The following is a 15,952-nucleotide window of genomic DNA, read 5'->3' as shown; positions in this document are numbered from 1 at the left end:
GGTGTGACCGCAGCCGGCCCGTGCTCAGCTCAGCTCGACCGTACCCAGGATTCGCGTGGGGGCGACGGAGCCGCCCGCGGGCTCGTTGGAAACGCCGAACGTTCCCGCCTCGGCGACCGGGCCGATGACCGTGGTCGACGCCCGGACTCCCTCGGCCAGTCGTCCCACCTTGCGGGGCTCGCTGCCGCGGATGAGCCAGAGCTCGTAGATCCGCCCGGGGCCGGGTTCGGGCAGGTCACGCAGCAGCACCACCCCTCGGTCCCGGTCCCGGGAGACCACCACGGTCGCGGAGCCGCCGGGCGGCAGCGACCGCTCGAACACCCGGGCGTCCGGGGCGTCCAGGACGGCGGCGATCTGCCGAGCCTGGTCGCTGCTGGCCTGCTCGTCGCTGATCCGATCATTGCTCACGGTCCAGGTGACCGCGCTCGCGCCGCCGGCCACGAGGACGGCTGCGGCGGCAGCCACGGTGAACCGTCGCCACCTGCTCGCCTGCCGTCTGGCGCTGTCTCCTGCGGCACCCGAGCGCAACTGCGGGGTACGCGCCGCCTGGGTGAGGGTGCGCTCCCGTAAGCCCGGGGGTGTGGCCTCGACGACGGTGTCGTCGGCGAGCCGTGCGACAGTCTCCCGTAATTCGGTCACCTCCAGGCGGCACGACTCGCAGTCCGCCAGGTGCCGCTCGAACGCCGCCCTCTCGAGGTCGTCGACCGCGTTCAGGGCGTACGCGCCGGCGAGGGTGTGGATGTCGGCGCTCATGCCCGTCCCTCCATGTCGATTCCCAGACAGTCACGCATCCGGATCAGTCCGTCGCGCATCCGCGTCTTCACCGTCGGCAGCGGTGTCTTCAGCTTTTCGGCAACCTCCCGGTAGGTGTGGCCGCCGTAGTAGGCCAGGGCCACCGCCTCCCGTTGGACCGGCGTCAGCCGGCCCAGGCAGCGGCGGACCTGTTCCCGCTCCAAACGCGCGGTGACGTCCTCGACCACCTCGTCATAGGGGACATGCGTCTCGGTCGCGGCGACCTGCAGGGTCCGGTTGGTGTGCGCCTGCTCGGAACGCACTCGATCCACCGCCCGGCGGTGCGCCATGGTCAGAATCCAGGCTGAGGCTGAGCCACGACCGGCCTCGAAGCGGCCAGCGGTGCGCCACACCTCGACCATCACCTCCTGCGTCACCTCCTCGGCCTGCGCCGAGTCGCGCAGGACGCGGCGAGTCAGCCCGAGGACCCGGCCCGCCATCGTGTCGTACAGCGCCGCGAACGCCGCCTCGTCGCCCCGTGCCACCCGAGTCAGCAGCTCGTCGGCGCTCGGTGGCGTCGCGGTGTCCGACGGCACCGAACGTAGCCGCCGCGCCTGTTCCGGGTCACCGCTCATTCTCGGCATGTCCTCTCCTGTGCTGGCGGCCGTTCCGTGTGCCGCCGGGTACTCGAGTGCTAGGCATGCGCGTGAGCGAGGCGCGCGTAGACGATGACATTGTCGCGATAGTGCCCAGTAGCGTCGTCGAACTCGCCGCCGCAGGTGATCAGACGCAGCGCCGAGTGGTCGGTAGCCCCGTACACCTCATCGGTGGGAAAGTCGTCCTTGGGATACTGCTCGACCTTGCTGACGGTGAACATCGCGGTGCTGCCGTCCTGGCGGTTGACCGTTATCCCGGCGCCGACGGACAGCTTGCCCAGATCGAAGAACGTTCCACGACGTCCCTTCCAGTTGACGTGCCCGGCCAGCACGGCCGGACCGAGGGCCCCTGGCGTCGGCGCCTTGGTGAACCAGCCCACGTCGGTGGCGCTGTCCGGGACCTCCATCGCCCCGTCCGCCCGCAGGCCGAGGGCGACAATCGCGGCGGTGGCCTTCAGCGACGGGATCGACACCCGCGTTGGGGGCGAACTGGCCATCAATGGTCCCGAGGTCAATTCACCAGGCTTGGTCGCCCCAGCGGGCGACGCCGTCGCGGCTGGCGCGGCAGCGGAGGCGTCGGGCCGAGGTGGCTCCCCAGCCCGGTCGGCCACCGCGAAGCCGATCGACACGGCCGCCGTCACGGTGAGGATGCCGGCCACCGCCAGGAGCGCGAAGCGCCCCCGGCGGCGTCCGGCCGGCGCTGGCGTGCCGCCGTTGTCCATCGCGAACAATTCCGGCTCAGCGCTCGCCGGCGAGCCGGCGTCGCGCGACGACCGCACCCGCGGCGCCGAGCAGCGCGAGGCCACCCACGGCGTACATCATCATCGGCGACCCACCGGAGGTGCTGCCATCGCCGGTGGCGACACCCCCGGCGGGTACGGACCCGGCGGCGGCGCCGCTGACCATGCCGCACGTCGCAGGGTCGGTGGCCTCGGCGGGGATGCCGTTGACGCCGATGGACTTGGCGAACGTCGACTCCCCGAGAGCTTCCATGTCGTACTTACCGTTCTTGTTGGCGTCGATGCCGTGTTGCACGAGGTGCAGGTCCTTGAGGTGCTCGATGGTGCCCTTGGGCAGGTCGGCAGCGGGGATGGTGCGCTCGTAGCTGAGGTTGCCCTGCGCGTCGGCCTTCGGCATCCGGTCCACCGCCAACCCGCTGGCCTTGGTCGTGTCCCCGGTGGTGGTCAGCGAGATGAAGATGTCCCCGTACATCTTCAGGCCCTCCTCCGTGCTGACGAAGCCGTTGCCGTTGGTGTCGGCGGACTTGTCCGGGCAGTGGAAGTCCATTCCGTTGGCCGCGCCGTGCACGTGCTGGGCGTGCGGCGAGTTCGGCGTCATGCCCTTCGACCAGATCATGATCTTGAGGTCGCCGCCGCTCGTCGCGGTCAACGTCGCGGTGCCGGTGGCACCGGTCTCGTTGAGGTCCTGCAGCTGGACCTGCACGCTCTCGTCGGCCTGCGCGACGCCCGGGAACGCGAGGACCAGCACGGCCGCTGGTAGGGCGAGCAGGGCTCGGGACAGTCTCACAACAAATCTCCGTCTCCGCCTGGGTACGGCGTTGATACTCACGTGCGGTCAGGAGTGATTCGTGGCGTGGTGGTCGCCGGATTGGTGCCGGACCGGGTTCTTTCCGGCCCGGGAGGTCAGGTGATGGTGACGGTGGTGCTGTGCCAGCCGGTCGCGCCGTCGGGGAAGGGCTCGGCCCGCTGGTCGGTCTGGGTTGCACCGGTGGCATCGGTGGCCCGTACGCGCAGCGTGTGGCTGCCAGGGGTGGCGTCCCAGCGGTAGGTCCACTGCCGCCACAGGTCCGGCGATGGGCCGTCGGCGAGGCGGGCCTGCCGCCACAGACCGTCGTCGATCTGCACCTCGACGGCGGTGATCCCGCGCCGTTGCGCCCAGGCGACACCGGCGATCATGACGGGTCCGACGCGACGTTGGGCGAAGGGTTTCGGAGTGTCGATGCGAGATGCGGTCTTGACGGGTGCGTCGGCAGCCCACCCGCGTTGGACCCAGTAGGGGTCGAACGCGTCGAAGGTGCTCACCTTCATCGAGGTGAGCCATTTGCAGGCACCGACGTAACCGTAGAGGCCGGGCACGAGCATGCGGACGGGGAAGCCGTGTTCCAGGGGCAGGGGTTCGCCGTTCATGGCCACGGCCAGGAGCGCGTCGCGCCCGTCGAGGATCGCCTCGATCGGGGTGCCGATGGTCATGCCCTCCACCGAGCGGCTGACGAGCTGGTTCTGCCCGGGGCGTATGCCCGCTTCGCGTAGCAGCGGTGCGAGGGGAACGCCGGTCCAGCGGGCTGTGCCGATGTAGGGACCACCGACCTCGTTCGAGACACAGTTGAGCGTGATGTCACGCTCCACGAGGCCACGGGCGAGAAGATCCTCGAACTTCCAGGTCCGAGGGCGATCGACCGCTCCGTCGAGAGTCAGCCGCCAGGTTTCAAGGTCAACCTGCGGGACGGTGAGGGCGGTGTCGACCCGGTAAAAGTCCCGGTTGCGGGTGACGAACGCCGAGGCCCCGTCCACGCCAACGGAGACACCGCCGGGTAGCGGCGACGCCGGTTGCACCGGCGGCGGAATCCGAACGCCGGCGCGGGAGCGGGCGCCCACCGCGCTGCCGCGACCGACAGCCTGGCCGATGGCGGCCGCGACGCCGGCGGTCAGCGCCGCCCCCGTCGCGGTGGCCAGAAATTGACGGCGGTTGAGCAGCCGCGGCCGGCTCGACGCGGTGATCGTGACCGTCCGAGCGGCGCGCACCAACACCAGCATCGCCGCCATCCCGATGCCGACGCCCGCCAGAACCGGCAGGACGTCCGACGACGTCGCCCCCGGGCGGGACAGGACGGCGGCGACACCGACAGCAGCGAACACGGCGAGGCCAGCCAGACCGTAGCGGCGTCGTCGTAACGCCGCCGCGCCGAGCAGAACCGCGGTCAGGGCCAACAGGGCGTAGACGCCGACGAGGAGAGCGATCTTGTCGTTGGCGCCGAAGGTGCGGATGGCGAACGCCTTGACCGGTTGCGGTGCCAGGTCGATAGCGACGCCGCCGACTGCCAGCACCGGATCGGCGGCTGGATCGACCAGCGCCGCGACGAGATGCGCCACACCGAGGGCAACCCCGGCGGTCAACACGCCGACGACGAGGCCGCGAACGGCGGTCATGCTGAGGGACGGCCCCGGCCGGCGGTTCGCCGGCCGGGGCCCAGTGTCGGTCGACGCCATCAGCTCTTGGGCATCAGAACGGTGTCAACGATGTACACGGTGGCGTTGGCCGTCGAGACATTCCCGCAGACCACCATCGAGGTGCCATTGACGGTGAACGACGAGCCGCTGCCGGTCACCACGAGCTCGCCGCCCTGCAACGTCTTGTGGGTGCCAGCCAGAGTGTCCGGCGACAACTGGGTCGGCACCACGTGGTAGGTCAGGACCTTCTTCAGCATGGCGTCGTCGGCCAGGACCTTGTCCAGATCCGCCTTCGGGATCTTGGCGAACGCGTCATTGGTCGGCGCAAACACCGTGACGCCCTGCGCGCCGTTGAGCGAGTCCACCAGGTTGGCCTTCTTGACCGCCGTCACCAGCGTCGAGAGCAGCGGATTGCCGGATGCGGCGGTGGCCACCGGCACCTTCGCCATCGCCTCGAAACTACCCGGGTTGGACGGATCGGCCGGCACGGCCGAGCACCCCGAGCCGAACTGACCCGACATCATCATCGAAGGCGAGGCCGAAGCCATCGGCGCGCTGGCCGACATGCTCGGCGCGCCGCTGGCGCTGTCCTCGCTGTCGGTACCGGCGCAGGCGGACAGGGCCAGCACCGCGATTACGCCAACCGTGGCAAACAGGCGCCGCTTCATACGAACTCCTCAGATGCTTGTACGTGATTGCTGCTGTCATGAGGCATTCGAGGCCGACCTAGACACGGATGGGCGCAAGGTGGAGGAAATTTGACGCGCTCGACGGCCGACGCGTCGGCGACACTGCAGGGCGCGCGACGGTGCTGGCTCGATGGTGGCGGCAGCGCGGCTGGACCATCCCGGCGCGCGATGCCGCCGGGCCGTCGGCGATGCTGTGAGCGTGGAGTACGTGTCCAGAGTGCCGCGACCGCCGCTGGACGGGCTGATCGACGACCTTTACTACCTGGACGGCACGCCGCCGTACGCCCGGCTGACGCTGCCGCCGATGCCGGCGGCGTTGCTCATCGTCAACCTCGGGGCGCCGTTCCGCATCCGCGCCGGCACCGACATCGAGACGGCCGAGTACGCCGACGGCTGCGTGGTCACCACGCCCACCCGCGCGTTCGAATTCGGCTATCCACTCCGGACCCGGTCCGTCGGCGTGCACGTCAAGCCGTGGGGGCTGGCGCCGTTCCTGCCGATGCCCGCAGCCGAGCTGTGTGACCGGCCGGTGACGCTGGAGCAGGTCTGGGGCCGGCCCGTCGTCGCCGAGCTGCGAGACCGGCTGGCCACGGCGGACGGACCCCACGAGATGCTGACGCTGCTCGAGGAGGAGCTGATGCGACGGCTGTGCGAGACCGCCGGCCTGGGGCTGGTCCGCCACACGAGCAGCGTCATCGCGGCGACCAGCGGGGCGGTGGCGATCGGCGACCTGAGCGTGGCAGCCGGTGTCAGCAGCACTCATCTGGCGCAGCGGTTCAAGGAGCTCATCGGCATCACGCCGAAGCGGCTGGCCCGCACCCACCGCTTCACCGCCGCCGTGTTCGCGATCAACCCCGCCGAACCGATCGACTGGGGCGAGCTGGCCGGTGGCGCAGGCTACTTCGACCAGGCCCACTTCGGCCATGAGTTCCGGGAGTTCACCGGGCTCACGCCGACCCGGTACCTCGAAGTCCGGCGGCGGTTCCTGCGCGAACATCCCGGCCACGCGATGGACGGCTGGCCACTGCCGGCCGATTGATTTCCTACAAGAGCGACGGCTCACGACGCGCTAACTTGAGGGCACCCCGAAGCAGAGGAGAGCCCCGTGGGCACAGTGGTCATGTACAGCTCGGTGTCGGTGGATGGCTTCATCGCGGACGAGAATGACCAGCCCGGGCCGCTGTTCGACTGGTTGACCAGCGGTGACGTCCCGTTGGACGAGGGCGGCGGGCTGAAGGTGTCGCAGACGTCCTACGACTACACCAGGCCGTACTGGGACCAGATCGGGGTGACAGTCGTCGGCCGTCACGTCTTCGACATGACGGACGGCTGGGACGGAAAGCCTCCGGGCGGGATCGACCACGTGGTCGTCGTGACGCACCGACCGGCGCCCGAGGGCTGGGATCCCGAGGCGCCGTTCCACTTCGTCGACGGCGTCGAGGCAGCCATGGCCAAGGCGCAGGAGCTTGCGGGTGACCGAGTGGTCGAGGTCACTGCTGGCGACGTCGGTGGCCAGGTGCTTGCCGCGGGCCTGATCGACGAGGTGCGCATGGACGTCGTACCTGTCGTGTTCGGGTCCGGCAAGCGCTACTTCGGGTCGGTCCACGCGCAGCACCTGTTGGAGGATCCTGACGTGGTGATCCACGGCAACCGGGTGCTTCACCTGCGCTATCGGGTACGCCGCTGACCTATCTGAGCGGGTACGCGAAGAAGTCTGCTGGAGTTCCCGCCGCTGGATCCCCAAGCAGACGACGTCGGTGAACTACTCGCCGCGGTCGGCGATCCCGTCGAAGCCCTCGACACCGCCGAGCGGGTCATGAACGCCGTACGCGAGCGTTGGACGAACGTCGGCGTCGCCGCCGCCGGCCGCTCCCGGACAGCCGAGGACATCGTCGACCACGCTTGGTCCTGCACGTCGATCAGCCTGTAGCAACTCCTACGACGAGCGGGCGGAGGTTCGGGCGGAGCTCCAGCGGGATCGGAGGAGCTGGATTCCGATCGGTAGGACGGAGACCACGACGATGCCGATCAGGATGATCTCGATGTTGGCTTTGACGAACGCGATCTGGCCGAGGAAGTAGCCCAGGACGGTTACGCCGACGCCCCAGAGAGCCCCGCCGATGATGTTGTAGGCGAGGAACGTCCGGTAGTGCATGTGGCTGACCCCGGCGATGATTGGGGTGAAAGTCCGCACAATCGGCACGAACCGGGCCAGCACCACGGCCCGGGCTCCATGGCGGTCGAAGAAGTCGTTGGCCCGGTGCACGTTCTCCTGCTTGAACAGGCGGGAGTTGGGTCGCCGGAACAGGCTCGGGCCGACTCGCCTGCCGAACAGGTACCCCACCTGATCCCCGGCGATCGCGGCCACGGCCACCAACAGGCAGAGCAGCCAGAGCGGTTGTTGCAGGTAGTGGCCGTCGGCGACGAGAAGCCCGGCGGTGAACAGCAGCGAGTCACCCGGCAGGAAGAACCCGATCAGCAGCCCTGACTCGGCGAACACGATCGCGAGGATGCCGATCAGCCCGAAGGTGGAGATCAACCACTCCGGGTCGAGGAAGCTGGGCCCCGCGGCCGCCGAAGCGAGGGACGTTGACACGAAAGAACCTCCGGAAAGGGTGTGGTGAGTAGTCGGGCGGTGCGGGTGGGCAGGAGTGCTCAGTAATTGCTGGCCGCGGCCCGTGGACGGTGTTGGTGGGCACGCCAAGCGAGGACGCGTGCGGCAAGCGCGATGATCAGGACAGCTCCCCCACCGATGACCGCGCCGGCGAGGATGTCGGCTGGATAGTGCACGCCCGCCCAGACTCGGGCGAAGCCGATGACAGCGGCCAGCACCGAGAGCAGTAGTCCCCAGCGCCAGGACAGGAACACCCCGACGGCGAAGGCCACCGCGAAAGCCGCCGTGGCGTGGTCGCTGGGCAGCGACCCTCCTGGGTCGTGTGGGATCAGTTGATGCACGGGATGCGTCTGAAACGGGCGGGCCTCATTGCTGGCACGTGCGACCACCTGACCGGCGGCGAACGCCAAGGCCAGCGACGCCCCGACGCGGACGAGGAGCGGCCAACCATGCGATCTCAGGCCGAGCAGCAGCGCGACCGTCGCCACGGCGCCGAGGGGGTAGATCAGCCAGACAGCGCACCACTCCAGCACGTCGTCGAGCGAATCGTGATGTCCGGCAGCTGCGTTGATGAGGTGAAACAGGTGATAGTTCATCGGGCGTCCGATCCCGTCGCCGACCCGGCTCCCTTCGACCGGCTGAGCCCAGCCAATCTGTTCGCGACTGAGAGGACCCTGAAAGGCGAGGACACCGGCAGTCGCACACGCCCTGAGGTTCAGTCGCTCGGTTCGCTGTCTCCGGTCAGCGGCAGTCGGATCTGGATCGTCATTCCGGGGCCAGGCAGCACCCGCACGGTCCCGCCGTGCGCCGCAACGATCTCCCGGGTGATCGGCAGGCCTAGACCACTTCCGCCGTCGGCGCGGGCCCTGCTCTCGTCGAGCCGGACGAACCGTTCGAAGATTCGTTCCCGCTGGGCGGCCGGCACGCCCGGCCCGTCGTCGGTGACCTCCAGGCATCCCCACCCGTCCTCGGCCCCGACCCGTATGAGCACCTCGTGGCGTGCGTGGTGAGCGGCGTTGTCAGCGAGGTTGCGTAGCGCCCGCCCGAGGTCGTGGGCGTCGCCGGTCACCCGCACCGGGGTGAGCTGGGTTCGGACGGTCAGGTCCGGTCGGCGGGCGGCGAGGTGGTCCCGCTCGGTGTAGGCCAGGTCGTCGAGGTCGACGTCCTCACGGCGCAGGGTGAGCCCGTTTTCGTCGATGCGGGCGAGGAGCAGCAGGTCGGCGACCAGCCTGCCCAGTCGCTGCGACTCTCGCCGCATCAGTCGGACCAGGTCGTCGTTCGCGCCAGGCAGGGGCGTCATCGTAAGGCGGTCGAGGCCGGCCTGCAGGGTTGCCAGGGGGCTGCGCAGTTCGTGGCTGGCGTCGGCGACGAACCGCCGCTGGCTGGTCGCCGCCGTCTGCAGTCGGTCGAGCATGCTGTTCATCGTCTGCGCGAGTGCCGCCACCTCGTCGTGCGCTTGGGGCACCGGCACCCGGGCGTGCAGGTCTCGGGCGGTGATGCCCGCTACCCGACGGCGGATCGCCTCCACCGGACGCAGCGACCGGCCAACGAACAGGAACACGGCCGCGCCGATCAGCAGCAGCATCGCCGGCAACCCGATGACCAGGATCGCGGCGATCACCTCGGTGCTCTCGTGGACCGGTCGCAACGACTGGGCCACCAGCACCGTCCGGGTGCCCGAGCTGGTGCCGACACCAATCGCGACCACCCGATAGGCGTCATCGTCCGCGAAGGGCAGCGTCCGCTGTTCCCGCAGCGTCTGACCGGCAGCCGGACGCAGCCGGGACAGTGGCACGACACCGTCGAGCGTCGGCGACGCCGCCTGCACCACACCCGACGGCGCCAATACCTGCACCAGGCTCTGCTCCCCCGGACGGGGCTTCAGCGTCTGGGCGATGGCATCGGAGTCACCGTCTGCTACCGCCGTGGCCACCTCGGCGGCGCGTTGCCGGGCGGCCGCATCCACGTTGCGGACCAGGTTGGCCCGGGCCAGGTAGACGAAGACGGCCGCGCCAATCCCGAAGACCACCGCCACCACCATGGTGGCGGCCAGCGCCGAACTCAGCCGCACGCCCAGGCGGCGGCGTGCCCACCGGGCCGGGGCCCGCAACGAGGTGAGCATCGTGGCCATGTCCGCAGCCTAGGGTCCTCGGGGCTGAGAAGGCGCTGAGAGACCGCCAGGGTGGTGCGACTGCCCCGCCGCCTGTCTCGATCATCCGCTGCGTGCGGTCTCCGGACCGGTGTCACGGGCTCCACGCACCGCGACGAGCAGCACTCCGGCGACGAACACCACGCCGGCGCAGAGTGCGCCGCCGAGGTCGTGCGGCGGTCGGGCGGGCCACAGCCACGGCGTGGTCAGGGCCGGCCCGTGCCACTGCGTGTACAGCCCGTAGAGGGCGATCATGAGATAGGTGGTAGGGCCGGCCCATGCCTGCGCGCCGCCGAGAAGGGCAGCGCACAGCAAGCCGATGCCGACCAGCCCGACCAGGTTGCGAAGCACCTCTATCGTGCCGCCGGCCAGATGCGCACCGGCTCCAGCGGCGGCCAGGGCACCAACGGCGGCGACGGTCAGCGCCAGCGTGGTGGCCAGCCGCAGGAACGGTAACCAGCGTCCGGTGACGCGTTCCGGCTCGCCGAGCAGACTGGTGGCGGTGACGACGATGGCCACAGCGCACCCGGTCTCGAAGATCAGCGGCAACTGCAGCGCCCCGTACGCGTCCCACTGCCACCGCAGGGCGACCCGCAGGCCGATGGCGCAGGCCGCCACCGCCGCCAGGGCCGCGGGGACGCGGCGGCTCGCCAGGTGCAGGCGCGCCAGCCGCAGCGCGGCGCGCATCGCCCCGCCCGGTGCTAGCGGATGCGGGCGATGACGGGTTTCGGCCCCGGTCATGGCAGCTGCTCCAGGGTGAGCTGGCCCGCTCGCAGCGCCGCGACGTGCTCCATGAGCCAGGCGTGCCGAGCGGCAGCCGGCAGCGCGGCGAGCCGCTGTGCCGCGGCGGCGGTGGGACTACCGGGCGCGAGGGTGGAGGTGCCGAGGATGGCCTCCGTGACCGCCTGCTGCGCGGGACTCGGGTTGCGGCCGCCGCCGACGACGCTGTTCACGATGCTGTGGCGGGCGTTCACTCGTAGCTCGACAGCAAATTCGTCGGCGCCCGCCTGCTGAGGCAGAAGCAGATGGAACACCGGTGGGGTGCCGCTCATAGGAGGGCCTGCCCGACTGATGCTGACGCCATTGTCGGGCCCCTGTTCATATCTCGCGGCGGTCTGGCTGATCCGCACCGGCGCGCCGGGCAGGCCCGCCACCTCGGTGAGCACCGGTTCGAGGGCTTTGGTCACGGCGGGCAGGTAGCCGGTGTAGGCGGGGTGCAGGCAGACCGGGATCGGGGTGTGGCTGCATACCGGCGTGTAGCGCACCGGACGGTCGTTGCCCCCGTTGTGCAGTATGGGGATGGCGATCATGCCGTGGGCGTCGAGTCGGCCGGTCCCGGCCAGCGCAACCGCGGCTGCGGCCGTCACCAGCCCGGCTGCGGTGATGGCCGCCGCGCACCGACGTAGCCGCCGTCCGCCGGCGTCGGCGGGTAGGCCGAGGGCGCCCAGCAGCGCCCCGGTCAGGCCGGCGAGGAACAGGACCTGCGCGATCGGAAGGTCGGGTAGGTAGCGGTAGAAGGTCGCCACACCCGGGTCAGGCCCGATCTCCCAGGGTCCGGCCACCAACGGCGAGATCTGCCAGTACGAGTTGGCACCGTGGATGAACTGCAGGCTGATCTGCAGCGCGAGGAACACGCCGATCGCGATCAACGGGGCGGTGAACCGGCTGGGACGAAGCACCCCGGCTACGAATCCGAGCGCAGCGAACGCCGGCATGCTCGCGACGCCCACCACGGCCGGCCACCACAACGGCCCGCCCCAGGCGCCCTGCCACGCGGTCACCCCGTACAGGACGCTCACGCATCCCAGGTAGGCGACGATCGCCCAGCAGGTGGTCGCGGCCCAGGTGGCGAACTGGCGAGTCCATCGCGGCCGGGCCGTCCCGATCACCAGGTCGGCCATGCCGTGACGGCGCTCCCGCCAGCCCAACCACGCGGCGGCGCCGACCACCGTCGGCGCGAAGACCGCCAGAGCCGTCGTCTGCATGGCCATCGCACGGACGTTCCACAGCGGTGGGTACGCCATGTTCGGCCGGTAGGTGATGAGCCAGAACAGCGCGGCAACCAGCGGCAGCATCCACACCATCACGCTGCGGCGGATCTCCAGCCGCAGCAGCCCTCCCGCCGCCGTGATCGCCCCGCGGGTACGGCGCGCCGGCTCCTCCAGCGCGGAAACCACTGGGTCGGCGGTCATGACCGCGCCTGCGCCAGCACCGCGCTGTATCCGCGCTCCAGTGGAGCATCGCCGGCCGCGGCGGTTCCCTCGGCGCGCGACGTCAACTCCTCCGGCGTCCCCTGAAAGACGATTTTCCCCTGGTCCATGAGGGCGACCTGGGTGCAGGCGGCACCGACGTCCTCGACGAGGTGAGTGCTGACCATGACGGTGGCGCGCTGCCCAAGGTCGCGCAGCAGAGCGCGGAACGCCACCCGTTGCTCGGGATCCAGCCCGGCGGTCGGCTCATCCAGCAGGAGCAGTTCGGGTTCGTTGACGATGGCCTGCGCGATCCCCACCCGGCGCAGCATCCCACCGGAGAGAGTGCGTAGCTTCGCCGTCGCCTTGTCGCCCAGACCCACGCGCTCGACCGCGGCGGCAACCGCGTGGTGCACCCGCGCGGGCGGCATCTCCTTGAGCAGCGCGAAGTACTCCACGAACTCAACGACGGTGAACCGCGGATAGTAGCCAAGGTTCTGCGGCACATAGCCGAGCCGGCGCCGGATCTGCCGGCGCTGCCCGTACTGGCCGGGGTCGCGGCCCAGCAGTCGGATCCGACCCGAGGTCGGTGGGATCACCGTGGCCAACATCCGCAACAGCGACGTCTTGCCCGCCCCGTTCGGGCCCAACAGACCGAACACCCCTGGCCCGGTCTCCATCGTCACCCCGGCCACGGCCTCGGTGCGGCCGAAGCGCCGGGTGAGATCGCTGATCTCGACGTTCATGACGTTCCTCTCGGTGTCCGGGTCGAGTAGAGGACGATCGACGCACAGCAGGCGGCGAACGCCAGGTAGGCAGGCCAGAGCGCGGTGTCGGTGACCGCTGCGGTGAGCCGACCGGCGGCCACCTGCCCGGACAGGACGGTGATCGTCCAGCCGAGGAGGCCTGCGGCCACGCCCACGTTCGCCGACCGGGCGACGGTCGCGGCGGCCAGGGCCAGCGCGCACACCGCGGTCATCGGCACCAGCCAACCGATCGTGACGGCCGTGGCGGTTCCCGACGCGACCGAAGCTGCCAGCCCGAACGCCGCATTCACAGCAAACACCGCCAGCGCTCGGACCAGCAGCACCATGCGGTCGCTGACCGCCACGCTGCACGACAGCTCCCAGGCGGGATCGATGCCCGGGCCGTAGGCGAATGCGATGCCCGCCGCGGCGACCGCGGGGGCAAGAAGCGCCACGTACGGCGTTCCGGTGCTCAGCGTGGCGAGCAGCCCGGCGAGTAGCACCACCGCGGTGGCGATAACCCAACCAAGCAACAGCGACGGCGTCGTGACCAGCGCCCGGGCCAGGCCCGGCGAGCGGAGCAGATGCCCCGCCAGCCGCTCCACCGCTCCGGGACGGCGACGCCACACCTGGGCGGCCACCCCAACCCAGACCCGACCAAGATCAACACCTTCTGGTGCAGGGCCCCGCCCGTCGGGCCCCTCGACCCGGTGCGTCACCTCACCGTTGGTCACTGCCCACCTCCGTCGCGCGCCGGCTCGTGGCGCCGCAGGGCAGCGCGCATCAGCCGGCGAATCTGGTACGCGCGGCTCTTCACCGTTCCCGCGGGAACACCCATCAATTCGGCCACCTCAGCCACGGACTTGTCCTCGACGTACATCAGCCGCCAGGTTTCGCGTTGCAGGCTGCCCTCCGGCCCGAGCACTTTCACGGCGTCAGCAAGCTCAGCCCTGGACAGCGCCGCGTCAGCCGGGTCTGCGACGCGCCGGTCATCGGTTTCGGCCAGGGCGGAGAGCAGGAGTGCGGGTTGCCCGCGCCGGCGCAGCCACAGCGCGGCCTGGCGGCGGGCTATCCCCCACAGCCAACCGCCGGCGCCCCCACCTCGGTACGTGGCAGCGCCCCGCCAGGCAGCCAGGAAGGTCTCCTGGAGGACGTCCTCCACGTCGGAGGGCGGCAGCGCCGCGCGCAGCCGACCGGCCAGCCACGGGGCGTGCCGCGAGAACAGTTCCCGCAGGGCGCTCTCGTCACCACCAGCCATGGCAGCGATCAGATCCTCGTTGTCCATCGCCACTACTGTTGCGGTTGAGGGCGGATCGGTTCACCGACCACACCCGCATTGTGTGAACTGGGGCCTGACACCCCTCGGGGCACTGTCATCCGCCGTCGGCGGCCAGCCGGTAGCCCATGCCCCGTTCCGTCTGGATGGCCCGCCGGCCAAACGGATGGTCGATCTTGCGGCGCAGGTAGCCGACATACACCTCGACGATGTTGGGGTCGCCGTCGAAGTGGGCGTCCCAGACGTTGTCGATGATCTGCCGCTTGGACACCACGTCGCCACGATGACGCATGAGGAACTCCAGCAGCGCGAACTCCCGGGCGGTCACCCGGATCGGTTGCCCAGCGCGGGTGACCTGCCGCCGGGCCGGGTCCACTGCCAGGTCACCGGCGGTCAGGATCACCGGTCGGGCCGGGGCGCCGCGGCGGATCAGTGCCCGCAGGCGGGCCACCAACACCACGAAGGAGAACGGCTTGATCAGATAGTCGTCGGCGCCGAGGTCGAACGCGTCGGCCTGGTCGTACTCGCCGCCCTTGGCGGTCAACATCAGCACCGGCGTCCACACGTCCCGCGAGCGCAACTGGCGGCACACCTCGTAGCCGTTGAGGCCGGGCAGCATGATGTCGAGCACCACGGCGTCGTACGGGTTCTCGGTGGCCGCCCACAGCCCGTCAGTCCCGTTGTGCTGCACATCGACGGCGAATCCCTCGTCGGTCAGGCCGGCGCGGATCACCTCCGCCAGGGCGGTCTCGTCCTCGACGACCAGCACGCGCACGCCGCTCGTTCCTTCCCGCCCGTAGTCCCCGGCGGGCCCGGCCGGGTCCGCGTCACCTCCGATCATCGCGCGCGAAGGGGCGGGGGCAGGCCGGCTACCCCGATGGTGAGGTGCTGTCACCGGAGCACGGCCCCGGAATCTTGGTCCGACACATCCCGCTTGGTGACGCTCAGGTACGCGACCAGTCCCAGGATCGTCGCGAGGAACAGGGCGCTGGTGAAGACCGTGCCCAGCCCGAGACCTCCGTCGTCGGGGGCCTGGGACAGGTAGTCACCCAGCGACGCGCCGAGCGGCCGGGTCAGGATATAGGCGACCCAAAAGGCCAAGATCGGGCTCAGCCAGGACCGGGAGAACGCCGCCGCGACCACGGCGATCAGGCCGACGAAGATCAGGATCGAGCCCCCGTAGCCCAGCGCCAGGCCCTCCGCCAGGAGATCCCCGGCAGCGGTGCCGAGAGCGAAGGTGAATAGGATGGCCGCCCAGTAGAACGCCTCCCGGCGGGGCGTGACGATCGTGTGGATCGACAGGCTGCGCTCGCTGCGGTACCAGGCGGTGAACGTGCCCGCCAGGAGTACCGCGAAGACGACCGTGGCGATCTCCAGTGGCACACCGACGTTGTCGACGAGGTTATCGGTGATCAACGTGCCGACGATGCTGATCAGGACGACCGCGAGCCAGTACACCCATGGCACGTACTTGTTGGTCCGGAACTGCACGGTGAGCACGGCGGCCAGCAGGACGACCATCGCCACCGTCGTCCCGGTCAGACCCAGATGGAGGTCGACGTTGAGGAAGTCCGCCGCTGTCTCTCCCACGGTGGTCGACAGGACTTTGATGATCCAGAAGTAGATGGTGACCTCAGGCACCTTGTTCAGCATTTGCCGAAGGTGCGGTACGAGGGTGTCCTCGTCGTCGATTGTCATGCCGAGGAGGCTCGC

19 protein-coding genes are annotated in these 15,952 nt (G+C 70.1%); 2 read left to right on the top strand and 17 right to left on the bottom strand.

All coding sequences use genetic code 11. From position 1 onward, the window contains the following. Positions 1-24: 24 nt before the first annotated feature. From ACGGAQ_RS15250 to ACGGAQ_RS15225, 6 genes are all read right to left on the bottom strand, one after another. Positions 25-753 (bottom strand): anti-sigma factor domain-containing protein, encoded by a 729-nt coding sequence (locus ACGGAQ_RS15250; protein ID WP_393049098.1) that lies wholly within the window; start codon positions 751-753, stop codon positions 25-27. Continuing rightward, complete coding sequence (gene sigK, locus ACGGAQ_RS15245; protein ID WP_393049095.1) at positions 750-1,376, bottom strand: ECF RNA polymerase sigma factor SigK; 627 nt, start codon at positions 1,374-1,376, stop codon at positions 750-752. The genes ACGGAQ_RS15250 and sigK overlap by 4 nt, the downstream gene beginning before the upstream one ends. Positions 1,377-1,426: 50 nt before the next feature. After that, positions 1,427-2,110 (bottom strand): class F sortase, encoded by a 684-nt coding sequence (locus tag ACGGAQ_RS15240; RefSeq protein WP_393049092.1) that lies wholly within the window; start codon positions 2,108-2,110, stop codon positions 1,427-1,429. Between the two features lie 16 nt (positions 2,111-2,126). Further along, positions 2,127-2,915, bottom strand: coding sequence for a hypothetical protein (locus ACGGAQ_RS15235; protein ID WP_393049089.1), 789 nt, complete (start codon positions 2,913-2,915; stop codon positions 2,127-2,129). Between the two features lie 116 nt (positions 2,916-3,031). Next, positions 3,032-4,555 carry a molybdopterin-dependent oxidoreductase gene (locus tag ACGGAQ_RS15230; protein ID WP_393049086.1) on the bottom strand — a complete coding sequence of 508 codons (1,524 nt, stop codon included), beginning with the start codon at positions 4,553-4,555 and terminating at the stop codon, positions 3,032-3,034. Between the two features lie 59 nt (positions 4,556-4,614). Next, positions 4,615-5,244 carry a fasciclin domain-containing protein gene (locus tag ACGGAQ_RS15225; protein ID WP_393049083.1) on the bottom strand — a complete coding sequence of 210 codons (630 nt, stop codon included), beginning with the start codon at positions 5,242-5,244 and terminating at the stop codon, positions 4,615-4,617. Between the two features lie 220 nt (positions 5,245-5,464). Here ACGGAQ_RS15225 and ACGGAQ_RS15220 point away from each other — a divergent pair, with 220 nt between their 5' ends. Beyond that, on the top strand, positions 5,465-6,304 hold the full coding sequence (locus tag ACGGAQ_RS15220) for a helix-turn-helix domain-containing protein (RefSeq protein ID WP_393049080.1): 840 nt from the start codon (positions 5,465-5,467) through the stop codon (positions 6,302-6,304). Between the two features lie 66 nt (positions 6,305-6,370). Next, complete coding sequence (locus ACGGAQ_RS15215; RefSeq protein WP_393049077.1) at positions 6,371-6,952, top strand: dihydrofolate reductase family protein; 582 nt, start codon at positions 6,371-6,373, stop codon at positions 6,950-6,952. A gap of 75 nt (positions 6,953-7,027) precedes the next feature. Here ACGGAQ_RS15215 and ACGGAQ_RS15210 read toward each other — a convergent pair whose 3' ends face one another. The 11 genes from ACGGAQ_RS15210 to ACGGAQ_RS15160 form a co-directional block, all read right to left on the bottom strand. Then, entirely contained in the window at positions 7,028-7,165 is a 138-nt protein-coding gene (locus ACGGAQ_RS15210; RefSeq protein ID WP_393049075.1) for a hypothetical protein, read from the bottom strand. A 36-nt stretch (positions 7,166-7,201) separates the two neighbouring features. Next, positions 7,202-7,861 carry a DedA family protein gene (locus ACGGAQ_RS15205; RefSeq protein ID WP_393049072.1) on the bottom strand — a complete coding sequence of 220 codons (660 nt, stop codon included), beginning with the start codon at positions 7,859-7,861 and terminating at the stop codon, positions 7,202-7,204. Positions 7,862-7,920: 59 nt separating this feature from the next. Then, on the bottom strand, positions 7,921-8,475 hold the full coding sequence (locus tag ACGGAQ_RS15200) for a phosphatase PAP2 family protein (protein ID WP_393049069.1): 555 nt from the start codon (positions 8,473-8,475) through the stop codon (positions 7,921-7,923). A gap of 119 nt (positions 8,476-8,594) precedes the next feature. Continuing rightward, entirely contained in the window at positions 8,595-10,010 is a 1,416-nt protein-coding gene (locus ACGGAQ_RS15195) for a sensor histidine kinase (protein ID WP_393049066.1), read from the bottom strand. A gap of 81 nt (positions 10,011-10,091) precedes the next feature. Beyond that, entirely contained in the window at positions 10,092-10,769 is a 678-nt protein-coding gene (locus tag ACGGAQ_RS15190) for a hypothetical protein (protein ID WP_393049063.1), read from the bottom strand. Continuing rightward, a complete protein-coding gene (locus ACGGAQ_RS15185; protein ID WP_393049060.1) occupies positions 10,766-12,220 on the bottom strand; it encodes a hypothetical protein in 1,455 nt (484 codons plus the stop codon). The genes ACGGAQ_RS15190 and ACGGAQ_RS15185 overlap by 4 nt, the downstream gene beginning before the upstream one ends. Beyond that, the gene (locus tag ACGGAQ_RS15180; protein ID WP_393049057.1) at positions 12,217-12,963 is read right to left on the bottom strand and encodes an ABC transporter ATP-binding protein; all 747 of its coding nucleotides are present in this window, start codon (positions 12,961-12,963) and stop codon (positions 12,217-12,219) included. The genes ACGGAQ_RS15185 and ACGGAQ_RS15180 overlap by 4 nt, the downstream gene beginning before the upstream one ends. Continuing rightward, positions 12,960-13,697, bottom strand: coding sequence for a hypothetical protein (locus ACGGAQ_RS15175; RefSeq protein WP_393049054.1), 738 nt, complete (start codon positions 13,695-13,697; stop codon positions 12,960-12,962). Before ACGGAQ_RS15175 ends, ACGGAQ_RS15180 begins: the two co-directional genes overlap by 4 nt. After that, the gene (locus tag ACGGAQ_RS15170; RefSeq protein WP_393049051.1) at positions 13,694-14,248 is read right to left on the bottom strand and encodes an RNA polymerase sigma factor; all 555 of its coding nucleotides are present in this window, start codon (positions 14,246-14,248) and stop codon (positions 13,694-13,696) included. The genes ACGGAQ_RS15175 and ACGGAQ_RS15170 overlap by 4 nt, the downstream gene beginning before the upstream one ends. Before the next feature lie 88 nt (positions 14,249-14,336). Then, positions 14,337-15,014 carry a response regulator transcription factor gene (locus ACGGAQ_RS15165; protein ID WP_393049048.1) on the bottom strand — a complete coding sequence of 226 codons (678 nt, stop codon included), beginning with the start codon at positions 15,012-15,014 and terminating at the stop codon, positions 14,337-14,339. 116 nt (positions 15,015-15,130) lie between these two features. Continuing rightward, entirely contained in the window at positions 15,131-15,937 is an 807-nt protein-coding gene (locus ACGGAQ_RS15160) for a hypothetical protein (protein ID WP_393049046.1), read from the bottom strand. Positions 15,938-15,952 lie beyond the last annotated feature (15 nt).

The organism is Micromonospora sp. NPDC047557, from assembly GCF_043205095.1.
Classification (GTDB): domain Bacteria; phylum Actinomycetota; class Actinomycetes; order Mycobacteriales; family Micromonosporaceae; genus Micromonospora.
This window is presented reverse-complemented; position numbering and strand designations above follow the sequence as displayed.